Origin of the sequence: Nocardioides sp., from assembly GCF_041393715.1 — a bacterium.
GTDB lineage: Bacteria > Actinomycetota > Actinomycetes > Propionibacteriales > Nocardioidaceae > Nocardioides.
In genome coordinates this window covers 1-15,953 of record NZ_JAWKJQ010000017.1, presented here as the reverse complement: position 1 = coordinate 15,953, position 15,953 = coordinate 1, and the positions used below count along the sequence as shown (strand labels likewise).

At 72.9% G+C, this 15,953-nt stretch carries 20 protein-coding genes and 1 pseudogene; 7 read left to right on the top strand and 14 right to left on the bottom strand.

Annotation, left to right across the window (positions count from 1 at the left end):
- Together R2740_RS18235 and R2740_RS18230 are read left to right on the top strand one after the other, a co-directional pair.
- Positions 1-770: sterol desaturase family protein (locus R2740_RS18235; RefSeq protein WP_371304120.1), on the top strand; the 770-nt coding region annotated here is incomplete at its 5' end.
- Entirely contained in the window at positions 767-1,129 is a 363-nt protein-coding gene (locus tag R2740_RS18230; protein ID WP_371304119.1) for a hypothetical protein, read from the top strand. The genes R2740_RS18235 and R2740_RS18230, both read left to right, overlap by 4 nt.
- Before the next feature lie 24 nt (positions 1,130-1,153).
- On the opposite strand, the gene R2740_RS18225 is transcribed toward R2740_RS18230, so the two are convergent.
- The 8 genes and pseudogenes from R2740_RS18225 to R2740_RS18190 all read right to left on the bottom strand — a co-directional run bounded on the left by R2740_RS18225 (position 1,154) and on the right by R2740_RS18190 (position 6,618).
- Complete coding sequence (locus R2740_RS18225) at positions 1,154-1,603, bottom strand: hypothetical protein (protein WP_371304118.1); 450 nt, start codon at positions 1,601-1,603, stop codon at positions 1,154-1,156.
- Between the two features lie 55 nt (positions 1,604-1,658).
- On the bottom strand, positions 1,659-2,756 hold the full coding sequence (locus tag R2740_RS18220) for a DNA glycosylase AlkZ-like family protein (protein WP_371304117.1): 1,098 nt from the start codon (positions 2,754-2,756) through the stop codon (positions 1,659-1,661).
- A gap of 155 nt (positions 2,757-2,911) precedes the next feature.
- Positions 2,912-3,163, bottom strand: coding sequence for a DUF4242 domain-containing protein (locus R2740_RS18215; protein ID WP_371304116.1), 252 nt, complete (start codon positions 3,161-3,163; stop codon positions 2,912-2,914).
- Positions 3,164-3,243: 80 nt separating this feature from the next.
- Positions 3,244-3,411 carry a response regulator transcription factor gene (locus R2740_RS18210; protein ID WP_371304115.1) on the bottom strand — a complete coding sequence of 56 codons (168 nt, stop codon included), beginning with the start codon at positions 3,409-3,411 and terminating at the stop codon, positions 3,244-3,246.
- A gap of 403 nt (positions 3,412-3,814) precedes the next feature.
- Positions 3,815-4,039 (bottom strand): annotated as a pseudogene (locus R2740_RS18205) (sigma factor); the annotation flags it as partial.
- Positions 4,040-4,061: 22 nt separating this feature from the next.
- Positions 4,062-4,454: a YciI family protein gene (locus R2740_RS18200; RefSeq protein ID WP_371304114.1), complete on the bottom strand. Its 393-nt coding sequence runs from the start codon at positions 4,452-4,454 to the stop codon at positions 4,062-4,064.
- Between the two features lie 233 nt (positions 4,455-4,687).
- Positions 4,688-5,791 (bottom strand): WD40/YVTN/BNR-like repeat-containing protein, encoded by a 1,104-nt coding sequence (locus R2740_RS18195; RefSeq protein ID WP_371304112.1) that lies wholly within the window; start codon positions 5,789-5,791, stop codon positions 4,688-4,690.
- Between the two features lie 140 nt (positions 5,792-5,931).
- Positions 5,932-6,618, bottom strand: a complete 687-nt coding sequence (locus R2740_RS18190; protein WP_371304111.1) for a TetR/AcrR family transcriptional regulator — start codon at positions 6,616-6,618, stop codon at positions 5,932-5,934.
- Between the two features lie 39 nt (positions 6,619-6,657).
- On the opposite strand from R2740_RS18190, the gene R2740_RS18185 reads away from it, so the two are divergent.
- Entirely contained in the window at positions 6,658-7,239 is a 582-nt protein-coding gene (locus R2740_RS18185; RefSeq protein ID WP_371304110.1) for a DUF1772 domain-containing protein, read from the top strand.
- Here R2740_RS18185 and R2740_RS18180 read toward each other — a convergent pair.
- Entirely contained in the window at positions 7,202-7,987 is a 786-nt protein-coding gene (locus tag R2740_RS18180) for an ABC transporter permease (protein WP_371304109.1), read from the bottom strand. The two genes, R2740_RS18185 and R2740_RS18180, sit on opposite strands and share 38 nt — an antisense overlap.
- Entirely contained in the window at positions 7,984-8,667 is a 684-nt protein-coding gene (locus R2740_RS18175) for an ATP-binding cassette domain-containing protein (protein ID WP_371304108.1), read from the bottom strand. Before R2740_RS18175 ends, R2740_RS18180 begins: the two co-directional genes overlap by 4 nt.
- 17 nt (positions 8,668-8,684) lie before the next feature.
- On the opposite strand from R2740_RS18175, the gene R2740_RS18170 reads away from it, so the two are divergent.
- Positions 8,685-9,020, top strand: a complete 336-nt coding sequence (locus tag R2740_RS18170) for a putative quinol monooxygenase (RefSeq protein ID WP_371304107.1) — start codon at positions 8,685-8,687, stop codon at positions 9,018-9,020.
- A gap of 39 nt (positions 9,021-9,059) precedes the next feature.
- On the opposite strand, the gene R2740_RS18165 is transcribed toward R2740_RS18170, so the two are convergent.
- Positions 9,060-9,887, bottom strand: coding sequence for a hypothetical protein (locus R2740_RS18165; RefSeq protein ID WP_371304106.1), 828 nt, complete (start codon positions 9,885-9,887; stop codon positions 9,060-9,062).
- Between the two features lie 47 nt (positions 9,888-9,934).
- Between R2740_RS18165 and R2740_RS18160 the strand changes: the two genes are divergently transcribed.
- A complete protein-coding gene (locus R2740_RS18160) occupies positions 9,935-11,182 on the top strand; it encodes a low temperature requirement protein A (protein ID WP_371304105.1) in 1,248 nt (415 codons plus the stop codon).
- Positions 11,183-11,218: 36 nt separating this feature from the next.
- On the opposite strand, the gene R2740_RS18155 is transcribed toward R2740_RS18160, so the two are convergent.
- The 3 genes from R2740_RS18155 to R2740_RS18145 all read right to left on the bottom strand — a co-directional run bounded on the left by R2740_RS18155 (position 11,219) and on the right by R2740_RS18145 (position 13,770).
- The gene (locus R2740_RS18155; protein ID WP_371304104.1) at positions 11,219-12,436 is read right to left on the bottom strand and encodes an NAD(P)/FAD-dependent oxidoreductase; all 1,218 of its coding nucleotides are present in this window, start codon (positions 12,434-12,436) and stop codon (positions 11,219-11,221) included.
- A gap of 198 nt (positions 12,437-12,634) precedes the next feature.
- Positions 12,635-13,282, bottom strand: coding sequence for a hypothetical protein (locus R2740_RS18150; protein WP_371304103.1), 648 nt, complete (start codon positions 13,280-13,282; stop codon positions 12,635-12,637).
- A gap of 38 nt (positions 13,283-13,320) precedes the next feature.
- Complete coding sequence (locus R2740_RS18145) at positions 13,321-13,770, bottom strand: VOC family protein (RefSeq protein WP_371304102.1); 450 nt, start codon at positions 13,768-13,770, stop codon at positions 13,321-13,323.
- A 123-nt stretch (positions 13,771-13,893) separates the two neighbouring features.
- Between R2740_RS18145 and R2740_RS18140 the strand changes: the two genes are divergently transcribed.
- Positions 13,894-15,147 (top strand): endonuclease/exonuclease/phosphatase family protein, encoded by a 1,254-nt coding sequence (locus R2740_RS18140; protein ID WP_371304101.1) that lies wholly within the window; start codon positions 13,894-13,896, stop codon positions 15,145-15,147.
- Positions 15,148-15,219: 72 nt separating this feature from the next.
- Complete coding sequence (locus R2740_RS18135) at positions 15,220-15,870, top strand: LysE family translocator (RefSeq protein ID WP_371304100.1); 651 nt, start codon at positions 15,220-15,222, stop codon at positions 15,868-15,870.
- Positions 15,871-15,953: the final 83 nt, after the last annotated feature.

Here is a 15,953-nt window from a genome sequence, read left to right as displayed (position 1 = left end):
CCGGCCTCGCAGTCAGCGCCGTCGCGTCCATCGCGCTGGTCACCTCGACGACCTGGGCGGCGATGACGTCGGGCAAGCGGCTGTTCGCGAAGAGCCCGATCGACCTCGGCACCACGCGATGGGCCTGGGCGGCGGCCATCCTCGGCTGGGACTTCATCTACTACTGGAACCACCGGGCCAGCCACGAGAGCCGGTGGCTGTGGGCGGTCCACGTGGTGCACCACTCGAGCGAGCGCTACAACCTGTCGACGGCGCTGCGTCAGCCGGTGGCGGAGGGCGTGACGCTGACCGTGCCCTACGGGCTGCTCGCGCTGGCCGGCGTACGACCGTCGTTGATCGAGCAGGCGCGCGCCATCAACCTGATCTACCAGTTCTGGATCCACACCGAGGCGATCCGCAAGGTCGGCTGGCTGGAGAAGGTCCTCAACACGCCCTCGCACCACCGGGTGCACCACGGCTCCAACCGGCAGTACCTCGACCGCAACCACGGAAGCATCCTGATCATCTGGGACAAGCTGTTCGGCACCTTCGAGGAGGAGGACGAGCCGGTGGTCTATGGCCTCACCACGAACATCGACACCTACAACCCGGTCACCATCGCCACCCACGAGTGGGTCGACATCGCCGAGGACGTCGGGCGCGCCGAGACCTGGCGGGACCGCTGGTCCTACCTGCTGCGCCGGCCCGGCTGGGCCTACGCGCGGCGACCCGGGCCGGCGGTGCCCGGCCGCGCCGCGCCGGTCGGGGCGACGCTGGGGGGAGCGGCATGAGCCTCGGTGAGGAGTTCGCTCGGGCGGTCGCCGGCAAGGACCGCGCGGCGCTGGTGTCGCTGCTGGCCGACGACGTGGACTTCAAGGGGCTGACGCCCGGGCGGCTGTGGGAGGCGTCCGACGCCGCGGGTGTGGCCGCGATCTTCTTCGACACCTGGTTCGGCCCCGACGACGAAATCGTCGGACTGCTCGGGACGTACGCCGGCGAGGCGGTCGCCGACACCGACCACGCGTCGTACCGGCTCGACGTCAGCAGCGGCGACGGCGCGCACGTCGTGGAGCAGCAGATCTACTTCCGGGCGGTCGACGGGCGGATCGGTCACCTGAGGTTGCTCTGCTCGGGCTATCGACCGCAGTGAGGGCCGGCGGCTCCTGACCGGCGGCTACTGACCGGGGACCCAGAGCCGGGACGCCTGCGACGGCGCGGCGGGGGGCGGGGTGGCCGGCGCGGAGGCGGGGCTGGGGCCGCTGGGGATGCGGTCGAGGTCGTTGGGCTCCGGCTCGGGCTGCTGGGCCACCTCCCCTTCGGCGGTGACCTGTGCCATCCGCAGCTGGCCGAGTGCCGCCTCGACCTGCCCGGTGAGGTCGGCGGGCAGGTGCGGGCCGGCGTACTCCAGCGCCTGGGCGGCCAGGTCGATGAACAGCCGCGCGTCGCGGCGCCCCAGCTTGACCTGGGCGGTGCTGAGCAGCGAGGAGAAGACGTCGGCGAGCAGCTCGGCGGCCGGGGCGGCGCGCAGCTGCCCCATCAGCTCGTGCATCTGCTCCTCGGTCATGCCGGGAGGCAGGCCGTCGTCGGTGGGCTGGGTGTGCTCGTGGGGGAGGTCGGTGGTCACCGGTCCATCATGTCGTGTGCTCGGGTGGGTCGCGAGCCGACCGCCGTCAGAGCACTCAGCCGACCCGCAGCTCCAGCGGCCGGCCGACCACGCCGGCGACCCGCTCGGTGGCGGCGGCCAGCTCCTCGGCGGGCGCAGCCGAGCCGCCGGCCAGCCAGGTGACCTCGAGCCGGGCCTTGCCGAGCTTCCAGGTGCCGGCCACGACGCCGTCGACGAGCACGAGGTTGGCCTTCCGGGTGACGGGAGTACGCCGGTCGGCGGGGACCACGCGCTCGTCCTTGGTGGAGGGGCCGATCACCCAGGGGTCGTGTCCGGGCAGCAGATGCACGGAGCCCGCGGGCTCGGTGGCGAGCAGGTCGTCGACGTGCTCGCGCAACATCAGCCGCGGCTCGCCCTCGATGTCGACGGTGGCGAGCCGGTCGCCGAGGTCGGCGAGCCAACCGCGCAGCCGCTTGGTGCCGGCGCTCAGCCCGCTGCCCAGCCAGTAGTGCACCTGCTCGGTGGTCGTCGGCCCGTAGCCGCCGACGTAGGAGGTGATCGCGTAGGGGCCCGCCTCGTCGAGCTCCCAGACGCCGGCCCAGCGGGGGTCGGCGTCGAGCCGCTGGAAGGTGGCCCGGCCGTCGCGAGGCGGGCCGAAGCCCATGTCGCCCTGCCAGGTGAGCGGCTTGATCAGGGTGCCGGCGCCGTCGTCGAAGACCGGCCGCAGGTGGCGGTAGGCGGCGCGCCCGGTGACCGCCGCGCCGAGCTCGTCGAGGGTCAGCGGCCCCTCGGTCAGCGCCTCGCGCACCGTCTCGCGGAAGGCCGGCCAGTCCTGGGCGGTGAGCTGGTAGTAGTCCTGCCAGCTGGGCAGCTCCCACTGGCGGCCGGCGCCGCGCAGGGCGAGGTAGGCGCCCGCGTCGTCGGGGGCGAGGTAGTGCGTGGCGCCGCGGAAGGCGAACACCTTCACCAGCTCGCCGTCGACGAGCGCGCGCGCCACCTCGCCGGGCTGGGGTGTGGACCGGCGCAGGCCGACGACGAGCTCGGCCAGGCCCTGGTCCATCGCCAGCACCGCCCCGAGCCGGCGGACCACGGCCGCGACCGGCTCGTCGCCGGGCGGGCTGAGCAGCTGTCGCCGAAGCCGCCAGGTGAGGGCCTGGGCCCAGGTGATGCTCACCCCGGCAGGCTAGCCGCGCTTCCGGACGTCCGGCGTCCGGAAGCGGTGACCCGTGCGGCCCGGGTGGGGGGCGGCTACTGGTGCGTACGACGCACCAGACGCGTCGTACGCACCAGTAGACATCCCCGCCGGCGAGCCGCCGGACACCGAGAAGGTCAGACGCCTTCCTGCACCATGAAGATCTGGTCGGCGACCAGGCCGTGGGCCTCGCGATGCACGGTGTGCGCGGCCTCGGCGTCGGGGGCCTCGACGAGGCAGAAGATCTGACCCTTGCCCTCGTCGACCCAGTAGCGCAGGTAGCTCACGTCGTGGGCGCCCTGGGCGGCGAGGTCGGCCTGGTGGGCCTGGGCGACGTCGTCCATGGTGACGCCGTCGCCGAGGGAGTGAACGTCCATGAAGAGAGGCATGGTGGTGGTCCTTTCGGAGTCTGTGTCGGGCTGACCCCTCAGGTGTACGCCGGCCGCGCCGGGCGCCTCATCGGTAGCGACTACCCAGATGTGGCGCCGGGGGTACCCACGTCGGCGAGCTCGCGTCGGCTACGGATGCCGAGCTTGCCCAGGATCGAGGCGACGTGGTGCTCGGCGGTGCGCCGCGAGATCACCAGCTCCTCGGCGATCTCGGCGTCGCTGAGTCCCCTCGTCAACAGCGCGTGCACCTCCTGCTCCCGCGGGGTCAGCCCCGAGGGTGGCTGCCGGCCTGCGTGGCCCGCGGCGCCGTGACCCCTGCTCGCGCAGCAGTGCCCGGGCCCGGGCCGCCGCGGCCGTCGTACCGAGACGGTCGAAGATCCGCACCGCCTCGGCGACCAGCTCCGGCTCGCCGCTGCGGGCCAGCGCCAGCCCCTGGTCGAAGGGGCATCCGGCCTCCGCCCACCAGGCGGCCGCCTCCGCCCACCGGCCGGCGCGCTGCAGCTCGAACGGCGGCGCGATCCGCACCTCGACCGTCGCGTCGTCGGGCAGCCAGGTCGCCACCGAACCGGGTGCCCGGGGCTCGCCGGGCACGGGACGGTCCGGCCCGGGGTCGGCCCGCTCCTCGGAGGTGGCGGCGGTACGCCGGCGTCGCAGCTCGTCGATCAGCCTGCGCGACGCCACCCGCACCAACCAGGCGCGCGGGTTGGCCGGCGTACCGTCCACCGGCCACTGGCGCGCCGCCGCCACCAGTGCCTCCTGCACGGCGTCCTCGCAGTCGCCGAGGTCGTCGTGACGGCGCAGCAGCGCGGCGAGGACGACCGGCGTCTCGCGACGCCAGATCGCCTCGTCGGTCGGTCGGGTCGCCGGTGGGCTCATCCCGGGCCCGGCGGGGTCCCGGTCACGAGTCGTCCGCTCCCGGCCACATCGCCGGGCGCAGCTCGATGGTGTCGCCCGGCGCCGCGAACCGCGCCGCGACCGCCTCGGCCCGCGCCCGGTCGGCCACGTCGATGAGGAAGAAGCCGGCGAACTGCTCCTTGGTCTCGGCGAAGGGACCGTCGGACGCGATCGGGCCGTCGGCACCCCACCGATAGAGCGAGGCGGCGCGCGGGTCGGCCAGCGCCTCGCCGAGCACCAGCTCGCCGTTGCCGTGCAGCTCGGCCAGCAGCGCGTCGAACTCGACGCCCATCTGCGCCCGCTGCTCCTCGGGGATCGCCTGGAACTCCGGCGTGAAGTCGCCGGTGGGGTGGCCCCAGGGTGCGGGGTGGGAGTGGATCATGATCACGAACTTCATCGGGTGGTCTCCTGGTGGGTGTCGGTGGCCGCGCGGCCCGGTTCGTCATGAACGTCGGCGCCGGGTGGGCTTTCTCGACATGGCCGTGTCGTCGATTCGGGTGCGGGCACGCCGTGGGTCGCCCGGGGGTTGCGCCTCCGAGGAGCGAGATTGCGGTTTTCGGGCGGGATTTCGACGTTCTTGCTCCTCGGAGGCGCACATCCCCCGAGCTGCAGGCCCGCCGGTCGACCGGGTCAGCGCACCAGCCGGGCCACCCGCCCGTCGGCGCCGGCGGCCCAGCAGGAGCCGTCGGGAGTGCAGTCCAGCGTGTGGTAGCCCAGGTCGGAGATGCGCGTCCAGCTGTGGCCGCCGTCGCGGCTCAGGCTGGTGCCGCCGACGCCGCCGTACTCCCCGGTGACCACCAGCCAGTGCCGGTGCCGGGGCAGGAACGCGACATCCTCGCCCAGGTGGGTGAGGTCGCCGGCGTTGTGCCAGGTCCGTCCGCCGCGGGTCGTCGCCACCGCGTCGACGCCGTCGCCGGGGTCGGCGAAGTCGCCGCCGACGGCCACGCCGTCCCACGGGGTCCGGAACGCGAACCCGAAGACACCGGCCGCGTCGCCCGCCGGGATCGTGGAGTCGGTCGCGGTCCAGGTCATCCCACGGTCGTCGGAGCGGAAGATCCGGGCGGCGCCCCCACCGCCGCCGAAGTACGCCGACCGCCCGGCCGTCACGAGGCAGTCGCCGGAGGCCGCGAAGCCGTACTCGGTCGGGGCCTCGGGCATCCCTTCGGAGGGGAGCCGCGTCCACGACCGGCCGGCGTCGGTGCTGCGCAGGATGGTGAACTTCCCGTCGACCGGGTCGCCCATGACCAGGCCCACGCGGCCGCCGCGATAGAACGCCATGCAGTCGTAGAACGCCGCCGGGTCGTCGTTCACGAACGCCGTCGACCAGGTCGCGCCGCCGTCGCTGGTTCGGAAGATCCGCGACGCGTCGCCCGGCCCGATCGCGAGCACCACGGCGGTACGGGCGCTGCGGGCCTCGACGTCGCGCAGCAGCAGCCCGTCGGTGCCGGGCGGGCTGACGTCGTCCCAGGACCGTCCGCCGTCGGTGGTGCGGAACACCCGGCCGGGGCCCTCGGTGGCGCTGCCACCGGTCACCCAGGCCGTGCGCTTGTTGACGGCGTCGAGGCCGCGGAAGCCCTGGTCGGCGTCGATCACCGACTCCTGCCACAAGGGTGTGGCGCCGTGGTGGTGACCCGTGGAGGCGGTCGCCGGACCGGCGGCCACGGTGCCGGCCACCAGGGCGGCCGCCGCGGTCAGTGCGAGCGTGGACGGGACGGTGCGGAGGAGTCGTCGCATGCCCTGCACACTGCCGCGCCCGGGTGGAGATGTCTACTGGTGCGTACGACGCACCTGCTGCGCCGTTCGCACCAGTAGACCTCGACCCGATCCTGCCGCCGACGCCCCACCCAGCCGATCACCGGGAGCGCCCGCGCGGGTCAGCGGACGGACGGGGTCTCGACGGACGGGGTCTCGAGGAAGACGGCCACCGCTGCCCGTGCCCGGGCGGCGACGGCGTGCGTCGAGGGTGGTTGCTCGCCGAGCAGCACCCGGATCTGGGTGTCCTGGACGATCAGGCCATAGAGCAGCGAGAAGGCCCGCTCACCATCGGGATGGGGGCTGAGCCCGGCGTCGTACAGGGCGGAGAGGTACGCCGCCACGAGGGGGCCGATCCGGTGCCGCCCGGAGGCAAGCAGCTCGGTGGCCAGGGCCGGCGAGCCCATCGCCGCGCGGTTCAGCGCCACCGACGCCTCGCCCGTCAGCAGCGTCAGCAGGCCACGGGCGAACCCCTCCAGGGTGCGACGGGCCTCCTCGGCGTCGGCCGCCGGCCGTCCGAGGGCTCCGGCCACGCGGGCAACGGAGGCGTCCGCGTTGCCCCGGATGACGGCGCCCACGAGGGCCTCCCGGTCGCCGAACCAGGCGTAGAGCGTCTCCTTCGAGGCGCGCGCCTCGTCCGCCACCGCCTGCATCGTGGCGGCGACGTACCCGTCGCGCACGATCACCCGCATCGCGGCGTCGAGCACCTCCCGCTCCCGCCGCGCCCGCTCCTGGGCAGGCAGCCGGCCGCGCCGAGGGACAGCCCCCGGGGTCGGCGAGGTGGGCGCGGACGGTGGCCGAGGGGTCATGGTTGACAAGTGTACGCCATCGTTCGGATACTGGGTGCCATGAAACCGAACGCAGACGTTCTGATCGAGACCCGACACGCACCGACGACCGAAGGACGCCTGCTCACTCCGGCGACCGTCACCGCCGTGGGCGGTGTGGTGTTCGCGGGAGCGATCTTCGGGTTCTTCTACGCCTGGGTGTGCTCCACGATGTGGGGGCTCGACCAGGCGGATCCGCGGGTCGCGATCGAGGCCATGCAGGCGATGAACGGCTCGGTCCGCAACGCCGTCTTCGCCCCCGCCTTCTTCCTCACCCCGGTGGTCCTGGGGATCGCCGCCGCCCTGTGCCAGCGCGAGGGTCGGCGCCTCTCGGCCGGCCTGCTGGCGCTGGCCGCCGTGGTCTACCTGGGCGGCGGGCTGATCCTGACGATGACCCTCAACGTGCCGATGAACGAGGACCTTGCCCGGGTGGTCGTGCCGGCCGAGATGGACGCTGCCCGGCAGATCTGGCAGGACTACTCGGCCTCGTGGCAGGTCTACAACCAGATCCGCACGGTGCTCAGCGGCGTCGCGCTCACCCTCGCGGCCACCGCTCTGGTCACGCTCAGTCGGCAGGCACCACGAGCTGGTCGGCGGCGGTGAAGAAGCGCGAGCGCACCAGCACGGCGGCGGTCATCGCGGTGAGCCCGCCGGCGGCCAGGATCATCGCGATCACCACGAACTGATAGATCGCCGCCTGCACGGGGTCGGCACCGGCGAGCACCATGCCGGACATCAGGCCGGGGATGAACACGATCCCCAGCGCGGTCATCGTGTTGACCTGCGGGATCATCGAGGCCCGCACGGCGCTCTCGACGTACGGCGCCACGCAGGAGGCCGGCGCCCCACCCAGCGCCAGCTTGGCCTCGATGTCGCCGCGGTGGGCGGCGATGTCGGAGCGGAGCCGCTCGAGCATCTGGGTGCAGGCGTTCATCGCGTTGGACAGCAGCATCGAGCCGACGGGCACCAGCGTCGCGATCTCCCAGCGCAGCACGCCCAGGGCGGCCATCACGACGATGACCCCGCCGGCGCCGATCAGCAGGGAGCCGAGGATCAGCCGGTACGCCCCGGGGATGCCGCGCGCCCGACGCTGGGCGATCGAGGCGGCCGCGGCGAACATCCCGAGCAGCACCGGCAGCGCCGTCCACACCGGCCCGCGCAGCAGCACCGCGAGCACCGAGCCGACCGCGACCACCTGCACGAAGCCGCGGGCCATCGCCCAGGTGGCCTCGCCGAACATCGAGACGCCGTAGCGCCGGGCGACCAGCAGTACCCCGACGACCAGCAGCACCGCGGCCGCCGCCTGGGTCAGCGCCACCGCCCAGGTGTTGTCGAAGAGCGCAGTGATCATCGGCCGAGCACCTCCTCGACCGAGCCGGACGCCACGACCCGACCGTCGCGCATCCGCAGTGCCCGACCGGCCAGCCGCCGGGCCTGGGCCTCGTCGTGCGTCACGACCAGACAGGTCACCTCTCCCGAGGACAGCAGGTCGCGCAGCGTGGTCTCGACCTCCCCCTTGGTGTCCTCGTCGAGCGCGGAGGTGGGCTCGTCGAGCAGCAGCACCTCGGGTCGGTTGGCGAGCACCCTCGCCAGCGACACCCGCTGCGCCTCGCCGCCGGACAGCGAGGACGCCTCGCGGTCGGCGTACCCGGACAGCCGCACCCGCTCCAGCAGCGAGGCGATCTCGTCGTCGCCGAGCCGGTCGCCCCGCTCGGCGGCCGCCCAGCGCAGGTTGTCGGCCACCGTGCCGGGGAACATCCGCGGCGTCTGCGGCACCATGCCGACCCGCCGGCGCAGGTCGGAGGGTCGCAGCGCCGACTGGTCGGTGCCGTCGACCTCCACGCTCCCCGCCGTCGGCTCGTCGAGCCGGTTGAGCAGTCGCAGCAGCGACGACTTGCCGGCCCCGCTGCCGCCCACGACCGCCACGACCTCGCCGCGACCGATCGCGAACGACACGTCGTCGACCAGCGCGGTCCCGTCGTCGAGCCGACGGGTCAGCCCGTCGACGCGCAGCACCTCGTCCGTGGTCACGCGCGTAGTCTGCCCCCATGATCCTGATCACCGTGAAGTTCCCCATCCGCGAGGACAGGATGGCGGAGTGGGAGGAGCTGTCGGCGTCCTACGCCGCGGCGGTGAGCGCCGAGCCCGGCAACGTCTTCTTCGAGTTCTCCCGCAGCGTGGAGGACCCGCAGACCTACGTCTGCATCGAGGGGTTCCGCGACGGAGACGCCGGGGCGGAGCACATGCGGCAGGACCACGTGGCCCACTTCATGAGCACCATGCCCGACATCGTCTCGGCGCGGCCGCAGATCATCTACGTCGACGCCGACGAGGTGACCGGCTTCGGCGAGATGGGTGAGATCGCCCCGCGCTCCGACGGTTGAGGTGCCCGCTCGGCGAGCGCGTCGGGACCGCCGCGGGGGTCAGCAGCCCTTGGTGTAGGTGCCCTTGTTCATCCGCGGCGCCTTGATCGACTTCGCGTTCTTCCGCTCCAGCGTGTAGTGGCGCACCCAGTCCATCTGCAGCATCGAGCGGCGCATCGTCTCGCCCTTCTTGCCCTTGATGATGAACTCCGGGCGCAGCTTGTAGCCGGCCAGTGCCGCAGGGCGGCGCTCGGTGTGAACGACGCGCGTGTCGACGAACCACGAGATGTGGGTGGGCGTCACCTCGACGGCGAACGCGTGCCAGGCCCGCGAGCGAAGGTCGCGGCCCTGGGCATAGCTGAACGAGTGCGACGGCCGGGTGCGGACCGCGCCGCGGACCCGCTTGTCGCCGGGGCGGAAGGACGCCAGCGTGATCACCTTGCTGTTGCAGCGGGTGCCGTTGACCGGCGCCAGCCGCCAGATGAACCGGAAGTGCTTGCCGGTCTTGGCGAGCTCGACGGCGCGCATCCGCGCCTCCCAGCGGCCGTACTTCGCCGCCTTCATGGTGCCCCAGGTGCGGACCTTGCGCTGACCCTTGTTCGCGAAGATCGTCAGCATGCCGTGCTGCTGGCCGATCTGCTTGGGGTGCGTGGACTTCCAGACCTTGCGGGGGAAGGCGCCGGTCTCGAACTCGTAACGCCACTTCTCGTGCCCCCAGCGGAACACCTTGCCGGCGTTGCGCGGGTAGGCGCAGTAGCCGATGCAACCGGCCAGCTCGAGCTGGTCGTCGGTGGTCCGGGGCGAGGTCCATGCGGCGACCGACAGGGTCGTCGCGACCAGCATCAGACCGAGCAGGGGCGCGAGGTGGCGGCGCAGGGGGGCGAACATGGGCATCGAGGCTAGGGCAAAGGTCACGAAAAGGTAAATTCGCCGCCATGGACCAGGTGAGCGTCGACCATCATCATCTGCGGCCGATGTCGGGCCGCGACCCGCGGGAGCCGCATCGGGCCGCGACCCCGCTGGAGCTGCTGTTCGACCTGACCCTGGTCGTCGCCTTCGGTGTGGCCGGTGAGCAGCTCGCCCACAGCCTGGCCGTCGGCCACGTCGCCGTCGGCCTGGCCGCGTTCGGCTTCGTGCTCTTCGGCGCCACCTGGGCCTGGATCAGCTACACCCGCTTCGCGACGGCCTACGACACCGACGACTGGTTCGTCCGCCTGGCCGTGCTCGTGCAGATGCTGGGCGTGCTGGTCTTCACGCTGGGCATCCCCGACCTCTTCCATGGCTTCGAGCACCACTGGGAGATGCGCAACGAGACGATCGTGGCCGGCTATGTCGTGATGCGGGTGGCGCTGGTGGCTCTGTGGCTGCGTGCCGCCCGCGACCATCCCGAGCGTCGGCACGCGTGCCGGGTGCAGGCCGGGGCGGTGGCGCTCGCCCAGGTGGGATGGGTGGCCGTGGCCGTGGCCGATCTCGCGACCGGGCCGACGCTCGTGCTGGGCATGCTGCTCTTCGCCCTCGAGGTCGCGTTGCCCATGCTCATCGAGCGGACCTACGGCGAGCACCCCTGGCATCCGCACCACCTGGCCGAGCGCTACGGGCTGCTCACCATCATCGCGCTCGGCGAGGGGGTCATCGGCACGACCGCCTCACTGGAGGCGCTCTACCAGCACGGCGGCTGGTCGGTCGGGCTGGTCGCCATTGGCGCGGCCGGGGTGTCGTTGACGGTGGGTCTCTGGTGGGTCTACTTCTCCTTCCCGTTCGCCCAGATCCTGGAGCTCCGCCCGGCGAGCGTCTACGCCTTCGCCTACGCCCACCTGCTGGTGTGGGCGGCTGTCGCGATGGTGGGCGCCGGCCTCCACGTCGCCGCCTACTACCTCGAGCACGAGGCGACCATCGGTCGCGCGGCCACGGTGCTCACCATCGCGCTCCCCGTCGCCCTGTTCGTGCTGGTGGCCTACGTCGGCGGCACGCTGATGACGCCGGGAGGCACGGTCGACCCCTTCCACGTGGTCCTCGTCGTGCTCACCGCGCTGGTGCTCGGGGGCGCGGTGGTGTTGGCGATGGCGGGCGCGTCGCTCGCGCTGTGCCTGGTGGTGGTGATGCTGGCCCCGTGGGTCACCGTGGTGGGCTTCGAGCTGCTCGGCCATCGGCACATGAACGAGCGGCTGGCGGTCGGCGACTGACCAGGAGACGACGCGCGGTGGCGGTCGCCAGTGACCTCAGACCTCGGCCAGCGGCACGGCCGGGTCGGCCAGCCGCTCGACGTCCACGGTGCTGCCCACCAGGCGGCGCAGCTCGTCGGTCGCGTCCCAGTCGTTCGCCTGCATCGCGGCGACCACCTCCGACCCGCGCAGCCAGAAGGCCGTGAACTCCAGGTCCGACGAGGCGTCCGTGTCACCGCGCACCACCACCCGGTCGAACCCCGCGGGGCCGGGGTTGCCGACGTACTCCATGCCCAGGTTGTACTGGTCGGTGAAGAAGTACGGCGCCGCCGACCAGGAGGCGTCCTCGCCGGTCACCACCGCCGCCGCCACGTCGGCGTGCTGCTTGGCGACGTCCCAGTGCTCCACGCGCAGCGGATAGCCGAGCCCCGCGTGGTCGGCGTGTGCGACATCGCCGATCGCGAGCACCTGGGGGTCGCTGGTGCGCAGGTGCTCGTCGACGCGGATGCCGTTGTCGATGGTCAGCCCGGCGCCGCCCGCGACGTCGACGACCGGCTCCACGCCGACGCCCACCACGAGCAGGTCGAATCCGACCGGGTCGCCGCCCGCCAGCTCGACGACGCCACCGGAGCCCGTCGCGCTGATGCCGGTGATCTGTGCGCCGAGCCGCAGGTCGACGCCATGGTGGCGATGGAGGTCGGCGAAGATCGCCGCGACCTCGGGCCCCAGGACCCGGAGCAGTGGCTGCTCGGCGGCTTCGAGGACCGTGACGGTGGCGCCGTTCTCACGAGCCGCGGCCGCGACCTCCAGACCGATCCAGCCGGCTCCGACGATGGCGATCCGGCGGCCCTCGGTGAGCTGGTCCTTGAGGGTGAGCGCCTCGTCGAGGGTTCGCAGGTAGGTCACCGGCGCCCCACTGTCATCGGCCATCGGGAAGGCACGCGGCCGGGCGCCGACGGCCAGCACCAGGGTGTCGTACGACGTCTGCTCGCCGTCGGCCGTCACCGACCGCCCGGCCAGGTCGATCGAGGTGACCCGGGTGCCGAGACGCAGGGTGACGTCGTGGTCGGCGTACCACCGCTCGTCGTGCACGACCGGGTCGGTCTCCTTGCCCAGGAGCAGGTCCTTGGAGAGCGGCGGTCGCTCGTAGGGCGGGTGCGGCTCCTCGGTGAACAGCGTCACCGGGCCGTCGAACCCTCGGTCCCGCAGCCTCTCCACGAAGGTCGCGGCCGCCAGGCCACCACCCACCACCACGATCGCCTGCTCGTCGTTCACGTCTCGCTCCTCTGCTCGGTGCCTCGTTGTCCGAGGGGTACCCACGCCAGGAGCCGCCACGCCGCGATGGCGGCATCCTTCGATGCTAGCCAGCGACCCTGAGTCGCGCCCCGGTCGCCAACGGTCGACGACCACTGGTGCGAACGACGCACCTGACGCTCCGTACGCACCAGGAGACGGCCACCCCGGCGCCCGGGTTCACCCCTGAGGCGTTCCCCGGCGCGCTCGCTGCCGCCGCCGGGCCGCCTCGCGCACCTGCCGCCCGCGGGGCGAGAGCCGGTAGCCGACCGGCAGGCTCTCGGTGAGGCCGAGCTCCTTGAGCCGGCGCACCTGCGCCTTCCAGGGCAGCGTCTCCCGGCCCAGCAGCTCGGCCAGCTCGGGCGCCCGACGGGCGGGCCAGCGGGCGATCAGGTCCAGCGAGGCGAACACCCACGGCTCGGTGGCGCGGGCCTCCATCGCCTCCAGGCGGGCCAGCATGTCGGCCAGCTCGCCGCGGCCCAGGGTGGTCTCCCTCAGGGCGGCTCGGCCGTCCGCGCCCGCATAGCCGACCCGCACGCGATAGACCCGGCTGGTCTCGTCGGGCCGAGCCACGCGGGCCCGGGTGGCCGTCGTACGCCGCGGCTCCAGGGCTGCCCGGACGGCGTCCGCGTCGACCAGACCGGCCCTCCGGGCCTCGTCATCGGTGATCGTGGCGGGGTCGACGACGTCGACCTCGTGCACGGCGAGCTCGCCGACCGCGGTGCGCAACCGGCCTCCGGCCTTGACCGTCGGCCGCTTCCAGAGCCGGAAGACCAGGTCGACGTCGCCGGCCACGATCGCGTCGAGCACCGGTCGGGTCAGCAGCACCCGACCATCGTCCGGCATGGCGGGGCGGCTGTCACTCGCTAGGCGCCGGTCGGCCGCGGCACGACCGTGTCGCCGCCCCACTCCTCGGGTGCCACGTCGACGAGGGTCTGGTTGAGCACCCACTGGTGCCCGAAGGGGTCGTCGACGGCGGCCTGCCGCTCGCCGTACTCCCAGTCGTGGACCGGGTCGGCCACGTGGGCGCCGTGGGCCACGGCGGTCGCCACCGTCCGCTCGACGTCGGCGACCTTCAGCATCACCTGGTGGGAGCGCTCCCGACCCGGGGTACGGCGACCCGGCCGGACCTCGGCGACGACCAGCTCCGCCGCCGGGGCGTCGGGCAGCCCGAGCTGGGCCCGGTGGCTCTCGCCGATGCGCACGTGCTCGACGAAGCCGAACACCTCGGCGTACCACGCCACCGCCGCGCGCACGTCGCTGACGGTGAGCACCGGAGTGACTCGAGCGTGGGGCGCCGACCGGTTGAAGAGCACCCCGCCACCCTAGATCCCGCAGCGACGTTCACCGAGCGTTCAGTCGGTCGCACCCCGGTGGGGGGTGCGAGATCGCCCGCGACCTCCTAGCGTGGCCGGAAAGCCGAACTCGGGAGGTCCCTGATGCGTCGCCTGCTCGTCCCCCTCGTCCTGGCCACCACCCTGGCCCTGTCCGCGGCCCCCGCGGTCGTCCAAGGCGCCGCGGCGGCAGCTCCGTCCTCCGGCCGCCACGGGCACGGCCAGGTGCGGGAGCCGGTCAGGTTCGCCACCTTCAACGCCTCGCTCAACCGCAACAACGAGGGCGACCTGCTGAGCGACCTGAGCACCCCCGACAACGCGCAGGCCAAGACGATCGCGGAGATCATCCAGCGCAGCCACCCCGACGTGCTGCTGGTCAACGAGTTCGACTACGTCGCCGGCGGCGAGGCGGCCCGGCTGTTCCGGGACAACTACCTGGCCGTCAGCCAGCACGGCGCGGACCCCGTGGACTACCCCTACTACTACGTCGCGCCGGTCAACACCGGGGTCCCCAGCGGCTTCGACCTCGACAACGACGGCACCGTCGGCGGCCCCAACGACGCCTTCGGCTTCGGGTTCTTCCCCGGCCAGTACGGCATGGTCGTCTACTCGAAGTTCCCCATCGAGACGCAGCGGGTCCGCACCTTCCAGCACTTCCTGTGGAAGGACATGCCGGGGGCGCTGCTGCCCGACGACCCGTCGACCGCCGAGCCGGCCGACTGGTACTCCCCGGAGGAGCTGGCCGTGTTCCGGCTCTCCTCGAAGTCGCACTGGGACCTTCCGGTGCGCACGCCGCAGGGGGTCGTCCACTTCCTGGTGTCCCACCCCACCCCGCCGGTCTTCGACGGTCCGGAGGACCGCAACGGCACCCGCAACTTCGACGAGATCCGGTTCTGGGCCGACTACGTCGCCGGTCGGCACTACGTCTACGACGACCGCGGCCGGCACGGTGGCCTGGCCCGGGGGGCGCGCTTCGTGATCGCCGGAGACCAGAACTCCGACCCGCTCGACGGTGACTCGATCCCCGGCGCCACCGCGCAGCTCCTCGACTCACCGCGCGTCAACGCCGGCCACCCGCCGACGAGCGAGGGCGCGGTCGAGGCCAGCCTGCTCCAGGGCGGGGTCAACCTGACCCACCTCTCACCGGCCGCCGAGGACACCGCCGACTTCTCCGAGCCGCCCGGCAACCTGCGCGCCGACTACGTGCTGCCCAGCCGCTCGCTGCGCATCCTCGACTCCGCGGTGTTCTGGCCCCCGCAGACCGACCCGCTCTCGGCGCTGACCGGGACCTTCCCGTTCCCGTCCAGCGACCATCGGCTGGTCTGGGTGGACGTGGCCCGCAAGCCGGGCCGTCCCTGACGGCCGGCACCACGACGACCGCAGGGCGGAGCGGTCGCCCGCGGACGGAGCAGCGGCCCTACGATGGCGGTCATGTCCGATCTGCCGGTGACCGCCTCGCAGCTGCTGGCGGCCGCGTTGGCGTCGTTCATCGTGATCGCGATCCCCGGGCCGAGCGTGCTCTTCGTGCTCGGCCGGGCGCTGGCCTACGGACAGCGGGTGGCGCTGTCCAGCGTCCTCGGCAACACGCTGGGGCTGTTCGTGGTGATGACGCTGGTCGCGGTCGGGCTCGGCGCCGTCGTGGCCGAGTCGATCGTGGTCTTCACGGTCCTCAAGCTGGCGGGTGCCGCCTACCTGGTCTGGCTCGGGGTGCAGGCGATCCGCCATCGGCGGGCCATCCACGTCGACCCCGACGCCGTGCGGGCGCCCCTGACGCGGTCGGTCGCGATCCGGCAGGGCTTCGTCGTCGGGGTGAGCAACCCCAAGGGGTTCATGATCTTCGCCGCTCTGCTGCCGCAGTTCGTCGATCGCGACCGCGGCGCGATCCCCGCCCAGATGTTCCTGCTCGGGATGACCGCGGTGGTGCTCGGCCTGGTCTGTGACTCGGTGTGGGCGATCGCCGCGGCGCGGATGCGCGACTGGTTCAACGCCTCCGACGCGCGCGGCCGCGGGCTCGGGATGACCGGCGGGCTGTCGATGATCGGGCTGGGTGTCGGCATCGCGCTCACCGGTCGGCCCGACTGACGGCGCGACCCTTCTGCGGGCTCCCGGCCGGCGGTGTGGGTCGTGTGTCCCAGCCGTCGTCGTCCCCGCGGGGCCAGACACAC

Bases quoted from the DNA above. Each gene is read 5' to 3' on its own strand.
- R2740_RS18140 (WP_371304101.1), top strand. From the start codon at position 13,894: ATGCGTCGCCTGCTCGTCCCCCTCGTCCTGGCCACCACCCTGGCCCTG.
- R2740_RS18180 (WP_371304109.1), bottom strand. From the start codon at position 7,987: ATGATCACTGCGCTCTTCGACAACACCTGGGCGGTGGCGCTGACCCAG.
- R2740_RS18200 (WP_371304114.1), bottom strand. From the start codon at position 4,454: ATGAAGTTCGTGATCATGATCCACTCCCACCCCGCACCCTGGGGCCAC.
- R2740_RS18195 (WP_371304112.1), bottom strand. From the start codon at position 5,791: ATGCGACGACTCCTCCGCACCGTCCCGTCCACGCTCGCACTGACCGCG.
- R2740_RS18135 (WP_371304100.1), top strand. From the start codon at position 15,220: ATGTCCGATCTGCCGGTGACCGCCTCGCAGCTGCTGGCGGCCGCGTTG.
- R2740_RS18215 (WP_371304116.1), bottom strand. From the start codon at position 3,163: ATGCCTCTCTTCATGGACGTTCACTCCCTCGGCGACGGCGTCACCATG.
- R2740_RS18165 (WP_371304106.1), bottom strand. From the start codon at position 9,887: ATGTTCGCCCCCCTGCGCCGCCACCTCGCGCCCCTGCTCGGTCTGATG.
- R2740_RS18160 (WP_371304105.1), top strand. From the start codon at position 9,935: ATGGACCAGGTGAGCGTCGACCATCATCATCTGCGGCCGATGTCGGGC.
- R2740_RS18190 (WP_371304111.1), bottom strand. From the start codon at position 6,618: ATGACCCCTCGGCCACCGTCCGCGCCCACCTCGCCGACCCCGGGGGCT.
- R2740_RS18230 (WP_371304119.1), top strand. From the start codon at position 767: ATGAGCCTCGGTGAGGAGTTCGCTCGGGCGGTCGCCGGCAAGGACCGC.
- R2740_RS18185 (WP_371304110.1), top strand. From the start codon at position 6,658: ATGAAACCGAACGCAGACGTTCTGATCGAGACCCGACACGCACCGACG.
- R2740_RS18170 (WP_371304107.1), top strand. From the start codon at position 8,685: ATGATCCTGATCACCGTGAAGTTCCCCATCCGCGAGGACAGGATGGCG.